Below are 14,323 nucleotides of genomic sequence, written 5' to 3'. Positions count from 1 at the left end.
CTTGAGGAGCTGTGCCGGGATCACCGTGATCGAGCGCGGCGTATCCACCAGCGGCGCGGTGTACTTCGGCGAATCCGCCTTGTCGGTCTTGTAGCTGCCTTCTTCGATCGCGGTATCGGTGACGGTGACGCCGCCGAGACGCGGGGAAGCGGCCGTGCCGGCCTCCTGCGCGAGAGCGGGCGAGGCCGCGAGGCCCACGCAGCTGAGAGCCAGATAGGCCGGCGCGGCGGTGGACGTCGAGTTACGGAAACGGGACAGAGACACTAAACCCCCCTTTTTGTTGCCAATGCATTTCAGTTCGGGGCGCTAATGCGAATGATTTGCGTTACTGACAAGGGGGAATCGTATTGCTGGGGAAATAAATGCCGCGCCGATTTCCGAAGTGGAAATGGAAATTGCAACGAAAAAAGGCGCCGTTACCCATATGGCAGCGACGCTTGTTCATTGCGGTAATTCAAAACGACCGGCAGCCGGTTTTCTCGGCTGCTAGTTTCCTCCGTTTCTAATTAATCTTTCTCGTTTTTCCTCAATCGGCTGGGGTAGCGGTAAACGCCGTGTCCGATCTTTTCGACGTAGCCCTGCTTGCCCAGCGTGCTCAGGTATTGATGCGTTATCCCGACAGCCAGGAACTGGGCCGTCGTGGAGATCGGGTTGCGGCGCACGATTTCGAGCGCCCTGGCGCGCAATGTGCCGGGTTCCGGTTCACGTTGTCCGTCCCACAGCGGCTGGCGCCTGACAGGCAGATCGCCCCGGGATTTCGCGGAAAGCGCGCGGTCCACATAGCGGATGCGGAAGCAGGCGTGGCGGTCGGTGTAGTCCTCAAGCAGCGGGGGGCGGGGCGGCAGCCTCCGGCCCTCGTTTTCCAGTTCATCCGCACAGGTCTTGAGCGCCTTCTGGAAATCGTTGGCGAGTTCCCACTCGCCGGACTGCGACGGGCGCTGGAACAGGGTCAGCCTGCTGAGAATGGCCAGTTCGTCATCGTTCACGAAAGCCGAGCCCGGTGCGAAGATCGACAGTCCGTTGGCGATGGCTTCGCGGGCGAGAAGTTCGAAGCCTTCGCGAAGCGCGGGTTGTGGGGAGGCATGCCGTTCGGAACCGGCAGGAGCATCTCCGGGAGCAGCCATGGCGCGCAGCAGCAGGATCACTCGCCGTTCCTGGAAAGCCAGGCTGCCAAGCTGCTTGAGCCCCTGGCCGATGGACGGCCGCGATCGGCCCGAACCGTGGTCAGGGTGTGCCGTTGTTGCAGGGCCTCCCTTCCGGCCATTCGTTTCGGCTGATTGCAGCATGGAATGCCGAGTACCCCGCGGGAGCCACACGCAGGCTGAATCCTGTCGTTCAGGTTCGGTTTAGGTTTCCGGGCCGTCTTGCGGTTCTGCTCGGGTTCCAGCCGTTCGGAGGCCGAAGTTTATGGCGAGCAGCTTTGACAAATCCGCGTGCCGGCACGATCAGGCATGGCGCCGGCCGAGGGGCGGCGGAAAGCGGGAAAGCGAATGTCATGACTCTATCGATTGGCACGGGGCGATGACGCTGATCCCGCGTTCCATCCGCGGGCGGCTGTTGCTCGTCGGTCTCTTGCTGACGGGCATTGCGCTCGTTGCGGCCACTGTCTCGATAGATGCCGTGCTGGATACGCATGTCCGGCGCAGCCTCAACCAGAGCCTGGACGGCCAGATTGCGCTGCTCGCCCGTAGCGTAAGGGCGGATGGTACCGTGGATCGGACCCTGCTTCAGGAGATCGGGCCCTATACCCAGTATCGCAGGGGTTGGGCCTGGCGGATCGAGACGCCAAGGCAGGTCTACACCTCGACCGAGAAAATCGGCCAGATCGATTTCCGGGAAGAGGGGCCGACCGGACGAGAGGGGCATTTCGGCGCCCCGCCCGAGATTCTGCGGACGGGGAGCAGCGGGCCGTTCTATGTGCGGATTCTTGAGGAAGACAGGCCGGCCGGTCGGATCAGGATAACCGCGACGGCGCCGCATCTTGTGTACGAGCGGCTCCGAAGCGCCGCGATCATGCCGGTGCTGGTCACGCTGGGCGGCCTGAGCATCGCGCTGCTTCTGGCTTCGCTGGTGCAGTCCCACATCGGGCTGACGCCGCTGGCCAGCCTCAGGAAGGCGCTGGGCGAAGTGCGGGCGGGGCGGGTCGGTCGCGTTCCGGTGGACCAACCGGTGGAATTGCGCCCGCTCGTGGCCGAACTCAACGACCTGCTGGATGAAAACGAGGCCGCGCTGGCCCGTGCGCGCGGGCACGTGGCCAATCTTGCGCATAGCCTAAAGACCCCGTTGGCCACCCTTTCCGTCAAGCTCAACGATCTGGGTCGCGATCCGGACGGGGAACTGGGCGAACTCGTCGCGCAGATCGACGGCGCCATTCGGCATCACCTTGGCCGCGCCCGCGCCGCCTCGCCCGGCGCGCCGGGGCGGATCGCCGTCCTGCTGGCGCCGGCGGTGGCGGACCTGATCGATGCGCTGGGCCGGATCCATGCCGATCGCGGGGTGAGATTCGAGAACGGGATCGCATCCGATCTCACGGTGAAATGCGATCCGCAGGACCTTACCGAAATGCTTGGAAACCTGCTGGACAATGCGGCGAAGTGGGCGGCCTCGACGATCGTGGTGACGGGCGAATGGAACGGCGGGCAGGTTCAGGTGAGGATCGACGACGATGGCCCGGGCCTTGGCCAGGCGGTGATCGAGCAGGCCCTTGTCCCCGGGCGGCGTCTGGACGAGCGGGAGGACGGCCACGGCTTCGGGCTGCCGATCGCGCGCGAACTGGCCGAATTGCACGGAGGGTCGCTTGAACTCGGCGCTTCACCGCTTGGCGGATTGCGGGTGATCCTGTCGCTTCCCGGCTAAGCGTCCGAGGGCAGGGCCGAGCGCAGGGCCGAGCGGTCAGGCGGCAGGCAGGCCGAGGCGGTAGCCGCGTCCGCGCACGGTCTGGATCATGTCGGACCCGACCTTGCGGCGCAGGCGTCCGATGATGACCTCCAGCGAGTTGGAATCGACGTCGGCGTCGTATTCGTAGGCCTTGTCGATCAGTTCGCGGCGTTCCACGACCATGTCCTTGCGCAGCATGAGCGCCGAAAGAACCCGCCATTCGAAAGCGGTCAGGCGCAGGGGCAACCCGTCCATCTCGAAATGGCCGAGCTGCACGTCGAACGTGAGCGAGCCGCATTTTATCCGCGTGGCCGCATGGCCGCGCGAACGGCGCACGAGGGCGCGCAGCCGCATCACCAGTTCCTGCACCCGGAAGGGCTTGATGAGATAGTCGTCGGCGCGGCCTTGAAACCGGCCACCTTTTCCGCCCAGGCATCGCGGGCGGTCAGGATCAGCACCGGCAGGTCCAGTTCGTCCGCGCGCCAGTTCTGCAGCACGGTAATCCCGTCCACCTTGGGCAGGCCGAGGTCGAGAACGGCGGCATCATAGCGTTCGGTGGCGCCGAGATGGCGGCCGTCCTCGCCATCGTTGGCGATGTCCACGGCGAAGTTTTCCGCGCGCAGCGTCCGGGCAATCTCCTCGGCAAGAGGCTGATCGTCTTCAACGACTAGGACACGCATTGCTTACCTCCACGGAAAGTTTTCCTTGGCCCGCCGTGCAACGGCGGGCAAGGAATTTCCCGTGGCATTTGGCGCGAAGGCCGCTTTCAGCTTCCGACGATGATGCCGCCGTTGGGGTGAAGGACCTGCCCGCTCATGTAGCTTGCATCCTCGCAGGCCAGGAACAGGAACGAGGGCGCCACTTCGTTGGGCTGGCCGGGGCGGCCCATCGGCGTGTCCTCTCCGAAATGCTCCAGCTTCTCCTCGCTCGCGCCGCCGCAGGGGTTGAGCGGCGTCCAGATCGGACCGGGCGCGACTGCGTTCACGCGGATGCCTTCGCCGACGAGGTTTTCCGAAAGCGAACGGGTGAATGCGGTGATCGCCCCCTTTGTGGCGCTGTAGTCGAGAAGTTCCCTGCTGCCCTTGTACATGGTCACGCTGGTGCAGTTGACGATGCTCGCACCGGCCTTGAGGTGTGGGCGCGCGGCCTGGGTCATGAAGAACATGCCGAAGATATTGGTCTGGAACGTGCGGCGTAGCTGTTCCTCGGTGATATCGGTAATGTCCTTGTCGGGATGCTGTTCTCCCGCGTTGTTGACCAATACGTCGATCCGGCCGAAACTCTCGATGGTCTGGCGCACCGCGAGTTCGCAGGCATCGGGGGATCCGATATCGGCGCGTATGGTGATGGCGCGGCGGCCTTCCGCCTCGACGATCCGCTTCGTTTCCGCCGCGTCCTCGTCCTCGCTCAGATAGAGGATCGCGATGTCGGCGCCCTCCCGCGCGAAAAGTGCGGCCACGGCCCGGCCGATCCCGCTGTCCGCTCCGGTGACGATTGCAACCCTGTCCTGGAGGCGGGCTGAGCCGGGATAGCGGGGTTGCCACTCCGGCTGGGGCTGAAGTTGGTTTTCGTCGCCCGGAAGGGCATCTTCGTGGATCATTTCCTGGATTTCGGCCACGGCGGTCTCCTTTCGGTTCGAACCCTCTACGCCGGACCCAACGTGCGGACGGCTTCGCAGTTTCGCCGTTCCATCGTGCTGCGACGGGCCGTTCGCGGGGTCGCCAGTCGGCGTCTTCCGCGGGATAGGGCTGTCCGGGCGGGAACCCGGAGCGCGGCCGCGTCATTGCATGGGCATGCCATTCGCGGGAGATGCCGAATGCCCCAAGGTGACAAGAGCAGCTATACCGACAAGCAGAAGCGCAAGGCCGCCCATATCGAGGAAAGCTACGAGCAGCGCGGCGTCAGCACGGAAGAAGCGGAGCGACGCGCATGGGCCACCGTGAACAAGGAATCCGGCGGCGGCAACAAGTCCGGCTCCGGGCGCGGGAAGGCCGATACCCATGCCTCCTCCTCACGCGGGGGGAAGGCGCACAAGTCGGGCTCGGCCGAACAACGCTCGGCGGCGGCGCGGAAAGGGTGGGATACCCGCAGGCGGAGCGGGAAAGCCTGATCGCTGCATGCCCGTTTGCGGCGAAGCGCTATTTCCATATCGCATTGAGTGCGGGGAGCAGGTGATCCCGGTGCTCTGGGGGAACCCTTTCCAGCAGTCCCTGCTCGAACTGCTGGATCAGGGCGCCGACGACCGTCATCTTCGCTTCCCCTTCGGCCGAGAGCACGACGGCCTGCGATTTGCCGTCGATCGGCTGGCGGCGGATGAGCCCGGCACTTTCGAGCCGGTTGAGCAAGGGCACCATATTGGCGCGCTGAATATCCAGCGCCTTGCCGATCTGGCTGGCGGTCAGGTCGGAACGTCCCTGAATCATCACCAGCACCGCCGCTTCGGTGACCCGCAGGTTCTCCGGCTCCAGCAGGTTGCCGAGTTCACCCATCACCGCATTTGCCGCCCGGCGCAGTGCATAACCGGGGAAGGTCGCGAGCAGGTCATTCAAGGGAAGTCTCTCCAAATGCTATTGACGATAACAATCTGTTTGTTATGAAACAGAGCAAACACGTCAATGACCCGATGAGGATTGCCATGCAAGATCGCAGTGAACACGATACCGTTTCCTACACTATCGAAAACCGCGTGGCATGGGTCTCCTTCTCGCGGCCGGAAAAGCGCAATTGCATGAGCCCCAGGCTCAACCGGCGCATGGGCGAGGTTCTCAGGGAACTGGAGTTCCGGGATGACGTGGGCGTGCTGGTGCTTACCGGCGAAGGCACGTCCTGGTCTGCGGGAATGGACCTCAAGGAATATTTCCGCGAGAACGAGGAAAAGGGGCTTGGCGCCACGCGTGAGGCGCAGCGCGAGGCTTACAGCTGGTGGGAGCGCCTGCGCTGGTATGAGAAGCCGACCGTGGCGATGGTCAACGGCTGGTGCTTCGGCGGCGCCTATGGGCCGCTGTTCGGCTGCGACCTTGCGGTGGCGGCGGAAGATGCGCAGTTCGGCCTTTCGGAAATCAACTGGGGCATCCTGCCCGGCGGCGGGGCCAGCAAGATCATCACCGAACTGACCGGCTTCCGCAACGCCATGTATCACGCCATGATGGGCGAGAACGTGGACGGCAGGAAAGCGGCCGAATGGGGCCTCGTCAACGAAGCGGTTCCCGCCGACCGCCTCAAGGCCCGCGTTACCGAAATCGCGCAGGTCCTGCTCGGCAAGAACCCGGATGCGCTGCGTGCCACCAAGTGGGCGATCCGCCGCGTGCGCGAAATGAGCTACGACAACGCGGAGGATTACCTGATCCGTGCGCAGGAAGCCGCCAACTACTTCGACGGCGAAGGGCGCAAGGAGGCGACGCGGCAGTTCATCGACGACAAGTCCTTCAAGCCCGGCCTCGGCGCCTACGACGTCAGCAAGAGGCGCTGACCGTCACTCCACGACGATCCGGGCGCGGGCGAGGTTCTGGATGCGCGCGAAGGGGGTCTGGCGATCGCCTTCGCGCTGGGACGCGGCGCGAAGCACGGCGAAGTAGGTGCCGGGCCGGTCGTAGACATGGATGGCCGAAACGGTGGCTTTCGCCTTGTTGCCGGCGGGCAGCGTGGCGGGAGCCTCGAATGTGCCGTCGCCCTCGAAGTCCCACTCTGCCGAGACGACCGATCCGCTGCCGGGCGGGACTTCGATCGTGGCAGTGAGCCTGACGGGAGTGCCGGCCTTGACCCGGGCCAGTGCCCCGCCGTTCGCGACAAGGGTGACGACGGGCTGGATGCCCTTGCGGGACGCGGCGGATGCGGGCGTCACCACTTGTCCGTCCTCGATGCGATAGGAGGTGGAGGCGGGCGGGGCCTTGCCCTGTTCGACCCATGCGGCAAGATCGCGCAGGGCCTGTTGCAGCACGCCGATATAGGACACCACCCGCGAGGGATCGTCCTGACGGGTCTGGTCCCCGTGCAGTGCGCGGTCGGTGTACCAGATGCGGAAGCGTTCGTCCGCTGCCGCGCCGGCGTATGCCTTCACGCGCGAGCGATACCAGTCCCCCTGCCAGGGCAGGGCTTCGCGGTCCCACAGGTTCTCCACCAGTATTACCTTGCCGTCGAACTTGCCGGACGGCACCGAGCCGGCGGCGTTCTTCGTGAACAGCGGGCCGAGCAGCATCGGGCGCTGGGCGTGGAGCGGCTTGCCCTGTGCATCGGTGAACTGCTTCCAGACCGGGTACTCCGCAAGGTCCGGCACCTGGTGGCTGTGATAGCTTTGCACCGCGAGGATGTCGCTATTGTCCAGCCGCACCGGGTCGCCCGCCTTGATCGTCGCGAGCAGGCGCGGGTCGTTGATGCCGAGCATGGCCAGATCGCCGTGCACGTCGGAAAGAACCACCTTCTTGCCCGAAGCGAGAACGAGATCGGACAGCAGCAGGGCCTTCGAAGTGGAACTGTCGGCCAGCCGCACCGCGACCGGCATCTCGCCCGCCGAATGGAGCCCCATGGCCTGCCATGCCAGATCCGCCGTGCCCTTGGCGGTGCCGGGCGTATGGCCAGGGTCGATGCCGAGCGTCTTCGCCTTGTCCGCGCTGATGACTTCGACAACGCGGGTGGCGAGTTGCACCCGGTCCGCCTTGTAGAGTTCGGGGCTGTCGTGCCCCTCGTAGCCCGGCTTGGTCCAGAAATCGGTGAAATAGGAGGCATCTGCCATGCGGATGCCGCCGAACAGCAGGGCGAAGGCATGCGGCCCCATCGTACGCCATGCGTACCATGACCTGGGCTGGAACCCCATGGCGGTGACTTCGCGAAGGGCTGCCTTCTGCTCGTCGTCCAGCCCGGAATAGGGATCTCCGCTGCCGCCCGCATCGAGCGCATCGACCACGCCGTCGAGCTTCTCGCCCAGGACGCGCATGGCCTTGAGGCGCACGGTGAACATGTTGGGGATCGCCATCGGCGAGCCGAGCACATAGGGCACCGCGCCGTCCCACACGCCCCGCGTGTTCTCCAGCGAGCCCAGCGTGCGATAGGCGCCGCCGCTGCCGCCATAGGCATAGCCGTAGATGTGCTTGCGCGCGCCGTAGACCTGCGCCGCCACGAAGCGCGAGAACCGGGCCGAGGCGGCATTCGCCCGGAAGGCGCCGATGGTCAGGTCACCACCGCCCATCGGGTCTGCCGCCTTGGCGCCGCCGCCGTTGGTTTCGATGAAGTAGGCCCCGCTCGTCATGGCGGCGCCGATGCGGTCTTCCTCGCCGGTCAGACCCTGGGACAGGGTCTCGCTGTCCGGCACGGGGGTGATGTACTGGAAGAAACGCCCCTGCCATGACCTGGCCGCCGGGAAATAGAACGAGAAGCGCGTGTCGGTGCCCTCGAACCCGCCATGGACGTAGCGATAGGCGGTGCCGTTGTTGGTGCGCGGTTCGTCCCGGTCGATGAAGGGGCGGGCAAAGAGAGCGTCCTCATCGCCGTACCCCTGCACGGAAAGACCGGCGGCTGCCGCCACGGTGGGAGCTTCAGCCGATCCCGGCGCCGCAGCCGACAGGAACGTTGCCAGCACCACGGCGGACACCGCCCATTTCGCCGCGTTCTTCTGCAAGATCACCGTCCACATGCTCCCAAATGAGACCCGCCTCTGGTCCGGGCGGTCGGGAGGCGTTGTGGCACGGTCGACGGCGATATGCAGGCATCTGCCTATCGCCCCACCGATTTCCGGTTGTCCGTTCAGCCGGCTGGTTCAGGTGCCGCGAGCAGGGCCAGGAGCGCGAAGCTCGCCAGCCAGTGCTCACCCATGTAGTCTCCCTCGACATGGGCCATTGCCGCTTCGAGATGCCGCTCGGCGGCGTCTATGGCGATGGCGCGGGCATTTCCCCCGCCTTCCCCGCCGCCGATGGCCGGGGCAAGCTGGCGCCAGGCCCAGGCGCGGCTGAGGTTCAGCCCGTCGAGATGGGCAATCTTGCCGTCGCTGCGATCGCTGACATGGGCCGGCGTGAAGAGGCTGGCCGGGAGGCGCTCGGCCAAGCGGGGCAGGAACAGGGCGAACCATTCCGCAAAAGCGGCATCGCCGAGCGACCGCCGCATGAGCAGCGCCTCGCTGAGCGCGGAGGAGAGGAATTCGTCGCCGCCCGGCTCCCACGCCTGGCAGTCCTCGTCCTTGCCGAACCATGCCGCCGCCCTGGCGCGGATTTTTGCCGCGAGTTCGCCGTCGAAGGCGTCTGCCCACTCCAGTGCCAGCGTCAGGGCGAAGCTGCTGTTGAAGTGCGTGCCCGTACGGATCGGATATGTCAGGATGCCGAGGTAGTGACCCAGCCGGGCGGCAAAGGCGCGGGCCAGCGGTTCGAGGCGCGCGGCCCAGGGCCTGTCTGCGTGGCGCGAGGCTTCGAGATGAAGATAGAGCAGCCAGCCCCAGCCATAGGGCCGCTCGAACCCGCCGGCGTTGGGCCGGTCCAGATAGGCCAGTTCGGCGGCAAGCTTGTCCTCGGCAAAGGTCTCGTCCGCGCGTTCGCGCACCATGGCGGCTTCCGGAAGGTCGGTGTGAAGCCGCCGCAAGGTGAGAAGCGTCCACCAGCCGTGGACGCAGCTGTGCCAGTCGAAACTGCCGTGGAACGCGGGATGCAGCGCACGGGGCGGCAGCACGTCGCATCGGTGTTCATCACGTGGTCGAGCTTGTGCGGATATTCCCGGCCGACATGGCCGAGGGCAATGCGCATGAAACGCGAGGCGGTTTCGGGCGTGAGGATCATAGCAGGAATCCGGCGATATAGAGGATGAGGATGTTGCAGACGAGCAGGGGCAGGGCCGTGCCGACCTGACGGCGGATCACGCCGTATTCGTCCTTGAGTTCGAGCAGGGCGGCGGGGACCATGTTGAAGTTCGCCGCCATCGGGGTCAGCAGCGTGCCGCAGAATCCCGCCAGCATGCCGACCGCGCCGACCACCGCGGGATCGCCGCCATGCGCGCGGATCAGGATCGGCACGCCGATGGCGCTGGCCATCACGGGGAAGGCGGCAAAGGCATTGCCCATGATGATGGTGAACAGCGCCATGCCCAGCGCGAAAATCACCACCGCGAGGAAGACGTTGCCTTCCGGCAGCACCGCCAGGCTCATCGCGCCCACCGCGCTGCCGACACCGGCAGCCGTGAACACCGCGCCCAGCGCTGCCAGCATCTGCGGCAGCAGTGCGGCCCAGCCGATGGAGTCCATCAGGCGTCGGCCTTCCTCGACCGGTGCGGAAAGCGGGGGCTTGAGCCAGAACATCGTTGCTGCAAGAGCGATGGCGACGCCCGCGACGAGGAGTGCCAGCGTCACCCAGCGCGGATCGATCAGCCCGGTCTTGCCGAGCGGAGAGTAGCTGAACAGCAGCGTTCCGGCGAAGGCGGTCACCGGGATCACCAGCGCGGGAAGGAACAGTTTCGAGCCGAGCTTCGCTGACCAGACTTCGCGTTCTCCGGCGGATGTCGTGTGCGGGCGGCCATGGCCGAGGCAGCGAAATCCGGCGAGGGCGACCAGCAGCAGCACGAGGATGCCGTTGCCGAAGTCTCCCAGCAGGTCGCCGAACAGGAAGCTCACCGCGACAAGCCCCCAGAACGCGGCATTGCCCCAGCGCTTCGGATTGGCCTGATCGAAGGCGCTGGCGATGGCAAAGGCCGCGAAGACGAGCCCGGCGACGAAGTAGAGTTCTGCGATGCCGATCATGCCGCCGCGCTCCGGGCCTTGCGGCGCAGGCGGCGGGCGAACAGGCGAATGCGCAGGGCTTGGATCGCGAAGGCGCAGATCGCGGTCGGGATCGCCCAGAGCGAGAGATGGATCGGCGCCAGTTCGATGCCCTCGCCGCGCAGCACGCCCTGAATCAGCAGGATCGAGCCGATGGCGATGAAGATATCCTCGCCGAAGAACACGCCGACGTTGTCGGTTGCGGCAGCCATGGCCTTGACCTCTTCGAGATCGTCATCGGTAATGTCAGGGTTCTCCTTGCGCGCGGCGGCTTCGGCCATCGGTGCCAGCAGCGGGCGAACCGTTTGCGGATGTCCGGCCACGGAAACGAGGCCCAGCGCCGCAAGGCCCTGACGGAAGGCGAGGTATCCGACCAGCAGCCGGCCCACGGTAGCCCCGCGCATGGATTCGATCAGGCCGCGTGCGCGCTGCTGCAATCCGAACCGTTCGAGCAGGCCGATCACCGGCAGCAGACGTAGACCACGGTGACGAAGCGATTGTCGTTGAAGCCCTTGCCCAGCAGCGAAACCACCGCGACGAGGTCCATCCCGCCGAGCAGTCCGGTAAGGATCGCCGCCACGGCCACCACCAGCAGCGGGTTGAACCGCATGGCGAAGCCGATCACCACGACGAGAATGCCGGCAAGCGGCCAGTAGTCGATCTGCCACTGCGGCATTTTTCATCAGATCCCACGTTTTCGAGTGCGATCGTAGAAGCTGCCTTTCGGCTGGAATGTCAATTTGTTGATGGCGGCCGAAGTACGGCGGGCTGCCCCAACTGGCCGGTGGTCAAGGAAAATTTCTCTGCGTGTCCGGGGATGGAGGATACATCGGCACGGCGATTTCCTGCGTGGTTGCCTCCTGGGGGCGGAGATGATCGGGGATGACATGTCCCTTGACCTGCGATGTAAAACTTTGATCCAGCAGCGTTCTTCGTGTTGGATTCTTGCGCGGGATGGCGGATTTCCGATCCTATTGTTCCGTAATGGGTCAGGAACTTAGCGCGACGTTTCGTTGCTTTATCTCGCTTCGGTGATATCGTCGAACAAAGGCACTCGAAAATATCGAGGCCGTGAGGGAGATGATGGGATGAAGAGGGCAACCGGCTAATTGAAACTTCGAAGGTCTGCGTATCTTGGCGTTGAATGAAAGCGTTCAGCGGGCGGGAGGTCTTGTGCATTTGATCATGCACTGCGCGGAAAGGTTCTCGGATTCTACTGATGTCCCCGGAGCCGGGCAGCATGTCATCTGGAATAAAGAAAATAATTGAACAAAATGGGAGGATGATTTGAAGACCACTGCATATATGCTGCTTTGTTCGGCCGCCGCCGGTTCCGTATCGGTGCCGGCGTTCGCGCAGCAGGCCGAAACGGTCGTCGACAACGCGAACATCATCATCGTCCAGGCACGCCGCCGCGACGAAGACGTGCAGGACGTTCCGGCGGTGGTGGACACCGTCACTTCCGAGGATGTCGCCAAGCTGAACATCCGCGATTTCAAGGAAGTCCAGACGCTGGTTCCCGGCCTCCAGCTGGCGACCGAGACGAACGGCGTGGGCGGCAGCGCCAAGCTGCGCGGCGTCAACTTCGACATCAACGCCAGCGGCTTCAATTCCACGGTCGAATTCTACATGAACGACGCGCCGATCACGGCGGGCGTGGTGCTGCAGCAGATGTTCGATATCGGCCAGATCGAAGTCCTGCGCGGTCCGCAGGGCACGCTGCGCGGCCGCGCCTCGCCTTCCGGCTCGATCACCGTCACCACGCGCAAGCCTGACCTGTTCGCCTTCGGCGGCGCCGTGGACATGACCGCCAACACGATCGGCACGCTCAACTTCAAGGGCGCGTTCAACGTCCCTGTGATCGAGGGCATCGCCGCCATTCGCGTCGCGGGTGTCTGGGACGAAAACGAGGGCGATCGCGTTCGTCCCGTCGCGGGCGGCCGCGATCCGTTCGAACGGACCCGGGCCGGGCGCGTCAGCGGCATCATCCAGCCGACCGACTGGCTGAAGTTCGAAGGCGTCTACCAGCACATGGAGCGCAACGCCGTGGCCTGGGATCAGGTCGCGTCCTTCAGCGAGGCCAATCCCGACGCCGATCCCAGCCCGGTCTTCATCTCGACCAAGGACCGCCTGTCCAACCAGACGATCCCGCGCACCAACCATCAGGTCTACAACGTATACAACTGGCGCGGAGAGGCGAGCCAGTGGGGCCAAGTGCTGATCTACCAGGGGCAGCACTACACCCAGCACGTCCTGTCCCGCACCACCCAGGACCCGGCGAACCTGTTCCCCGGCGGCGATGTTCGCCAGTTGACGGATTCCCGCACCAAGTCGACCTCGCACGAAGTTCGCCTGCAGAACGAGACGCGCCTGTTCGGCATGCTTGACTATGTGGTGGGCTTCTTCGACGCGAAGAACGATCCGCCGACCGATCTTCTGCGGCCTACTCCCGTCCGGCTTCCGCTGATCTTCGGCGGCGGGCTGGCCACCGTGGCGCAGACCCCTATCTCGCGCACGGGCACCTCGCACGAGCAGTCGCTCTTCGGCAACCTGACGGTCCATCTCGGCGAAGCGACCGAAGTTTCGGGCGGCGTCCGCCATATCGACTATACGTCGAACAACCAGCTTATCGTGGGCGGCCAGACGATCGCCGACGAGGGGCAGTCCGCCAAGAAGTGGATCTATTCGGCATCGGTGAAGCACAACTTCACGCGCGACCTGATGCTCTATGCCAGCACCGGCAGTTCGTGGCGCCCGGGCCTCAATGTCGTGGGGGACTTCAACATCACGCCTTCGGCGCTGGAGAAGAGCTTCCTCAACCTTCCGGCGGAAACCTCCAAGTCCTATGAAATCGGCTTGAAGAGCACCTTCCTCGATGGGCGGATGCGCTTCAACGTCTCCGGCTATCACCAGAAGTTCAAGAACTTCCCCTACCGCGTGCCCGGCAGCGGGGTCTACTATCTCAACCGCGTCGCCGATCGCGATTCTTCGGGTCAGGTCATCGGCACGCATCAGGAAGTGGCGCAGTTCAACTTCGTTGGCGCGGTCCCGGTCGAGGTCAACGGTGTCGAGGGCGATCTTTCCTTCGATATCTCGGATCGGTGGAACCTCGGCCTTGTGGCCAGCTACTCGCTCGGCAAGGTCAAGAACGGCACGATCGCCTGCAACGACCTCAACGGCGACGGGGTTCCCGATGTCGTGACGTCGCGCCGACGGTGGGCGAATTGCAGGCCGCCGTCGGGGCTGACAACCTTGCGGCCTGCCAGGTCACGCAGCGTTCGGCGTTCCAGTCGCCGTTCTCCGCCACGCTCCAGAGCGAGTACCGCGTGCCGGTATCCGACCGGGTTGACGGTTACTTGCGCGGGCTGGTCTCCTACAATGGCAAGTCGCAGACCGATCCGACCAATATCTACGACGATGTGAGCGCCTATGCGCTGGTCAACCTCTATGCCGGTATCCGCGATCCGAACGGCGCCTGGGAGGTTTCGTTCTACGCCAAGAACCTGTTCGAGACGGAAAAGGCCCTGAGCCGGACCACGCCGCTCAGCACCAGCTACCGGCAGCTCGGCTTCGGCGGAATGGGGCCGAACGGACCGATCTTCACCGGGCCGACGGCGGAAACCTATACCAGCACCTACACGGGCGTGACGATGACCCCGCCGCGGGAATTCGGCATCAACGTGCGCTACGCATTCGGTTCAAGATAAGGCGCGGAAAGGA

General features: G+C 64.8%; 10 protein-coding genes and 3 pseudogenes. 5 read left to right on the top strand and 8 right to left on the bottom strand.

What is annotated here, in order from left to right:
- Window positions 1–506: 506 nt before the first annotated feature.
- Window positions 507–1,145, bottom strand: a complete 639-nt coding sequence (locus ADT71_RS12910; protein WP_165913287.1) for a type IV toxin-antitoxin system AbiEi family antitoxin domain-containing protein — start codon at window positions 1,143–1,145, stop codon at window positions 507–509.
- A 376-nt stretch (window positions 1,146–1,521) separates the two neighbouring features.
- Between ADT71_RS12910 and ADT71_RS12905 the strand changes: the two genes are divergently transcribed.
- On the top strand, window positions 1,522–2,856 hold the full coding sequence (locus ADT71_RS12905; RefSeq protein WP_054437381.1) for a HAMP domain-containing sensor histidine kinase: 1,335 nt from the start codon (window positions 1,522–1,524) through the stop codon (window positions 2,854–2,856).
- Between the two features lie 36 nt (window positions 2,857–2,892).
- Here ADT71_RS12905 and ADT71_RS12900 read toward each other — a convergent pair.
- Together ADT71_RS12900 and ADT71_RS12895 are read right to left on the bottom strand one after the other, a co-directional pair.
- Window positions 2,893–3,557 (bottom strand): annotated as a pseudogene (locus ADT71_RS12900) (response regulator).
- A gap of 86 nt (window positions 3,558–3,643) precedes the next feature.
- The gene (locus tag ADT71_RS12895; protein ID WP_221937383.1) at window positions 3,644–4,477 is read right to left on the bottom strand and encodes an SDR family oxidoreductase; all 834 of its coding nucleotides are present in this window, start codon (window positions 4,475–4,477) and stop codon (window positions 3,644–3,646) included.
- A gap of 216 nt (window positions 4,478–4,693) precedes the next feature.
- On the opposite strand from ADT71_RS12895, the gene ADT71_RS12890 reads away from it, so the two are divergent.
- The gene (locus ADT71_RS12890) at window positions 4,694–4,987 is read left to right on the top strand and encodes a hypothetical protein (protein WP_054437377.1); all 294 of its coding nucleotides are present in this window, start codon (window positions 4,694–4,696) and stop codon (window positions 4,985–4,987) included.
- Window positions 4,988–5,015: 28 nt separating this feature from the next.
- Here ADT71_RS12890 and ADT71_RS12885 read toward each other — a convergent pair whose 3' ends face one another.
- Window positions 5,016–5,366 carry a MarR family winged helix-turn-helix transcriptional regulator gene (locus ADT71_RS12885; RefSeq protein ID WP_054437431.1) on the bottom strand — a complete coding sequence of 117 codons (351 nt, stop codon included), beginning with the start codon at window positions 5,364–5,366 and terminating at the stop codon, window positions 5,016–5,018.
- 146 nt (window positions 5,367–5,512) lie between these two features.
- On the opposite strand from ADT71_RS12885, the gene ADT71_RS12880 reads away from it, so the two are divergent.
- A complete protein-coding gene (locus tag ADT71_RS12880; RefSeq protein WP_054437429.1) occupies window positions 5,513–6,346 on the top strand; it encodes a p-hydroxycinnamoyl CoA hydratase/lyase in 834 nt (277 codons plus the stop codon).
- A 3-nt stretch (window positions 6,347–6,349) separates the two neighbouring features.
- On the opposite strand, the gene ADT71_RS12875 is transcribed toward ADT71_RS12880, so the two are convergent.
- The 4 genes and pseudogenes from ADT71_RS12875 to ADT71_RS12860 form a co-directional block, all read right to left on the bottom strand.
- Window positions 6,350–8,494 (bottom strand): PKD domain-containing protein, encoded by a 2,145-nt coding sequence (locus tag ADT71_RS12875; protein WP_231635854.1) that lies wholly within the window; start codon window positions 8,492–8,494, stop codon window positions 6,350–6,352.
- Between the two features lie 119 nt (window positions 8,495–8,613).
- Window positions 8,614–9,632 (bottom strand): annotated as a pseudogene (locus ADT71_RS12870) (DUF2891 domain-containing protein).
- Complete coding sequence (locus ADT71_RS12865) at window positions 9,629–10,585, bottom strand: DUF979 domain-containing protein (protein ID WP_054437375.1); 957 nt, start codon at window positions 10,583–10,585, stop codon at window positions 9,629–9,631. The pseudogene ADT71_RS12870 and the gene ADT71_RS12865 overlap by 4 nt, the downstream one beginning before the upstream one ends.
- A pseudogene (locus tag ADT71_RS12860) lies at window positions 10,582–11,279 on the bottom strand (DUF969 domain-containing protein). Before ADT71_RS12860 ends, ADT71_RS12865 begins: the two are co-directional and overlap by 4 nt.
- A gap of 611 nt (window positions 11,280–11,890) precedes the next feature.
- Here ADT71_RS12860 and ADT71_RS12855 point away from each other — a divergent pair.
- Window positions 11,891–14,026 carry a TonB-dependent receptor gene (locus ADT71_RS12855; protein WP_231635853.1) on the top strand — a complete coding sequence of 712 codons (2,136 nt, stop codon included), beginning with the start codon at window positions 11,891–11,893 and terminating at the stop codon, window positions 14,024–14,026.
- Complete coding sequence (locus ADT71_RS33605) at window positions 13,930–14,310, top strand: TonB-dependent receptor (RefSeq protein WP_231635852.1); 381 nt, start codon at window positions 13,930–13,932, stop codon at window positions 14,308–14,310. Before ADT71_RS12855 ends, ADT71_RS33605 begins: the two co-directional genes overlap by 97 nt.
- Window positions 14,311–14,323 lie beyond the last annotated feature (13 nt).

Origin of the sequence: Novosphingobium sp. ST904, assembly GCF_001298105.1 — a bacterium.
Taxonomy (GTDB): Bacteria; Pseudomonadota; Alphaproteobacteria; order Sphingomonadales; family Sphingomonadaceae; genus Novosphingobium.
The sequence above is the reverse complement of the archived record's forward strand: the minus strand, read 5'-3'. Positions and strand labels throughout refer to the sequence as shown.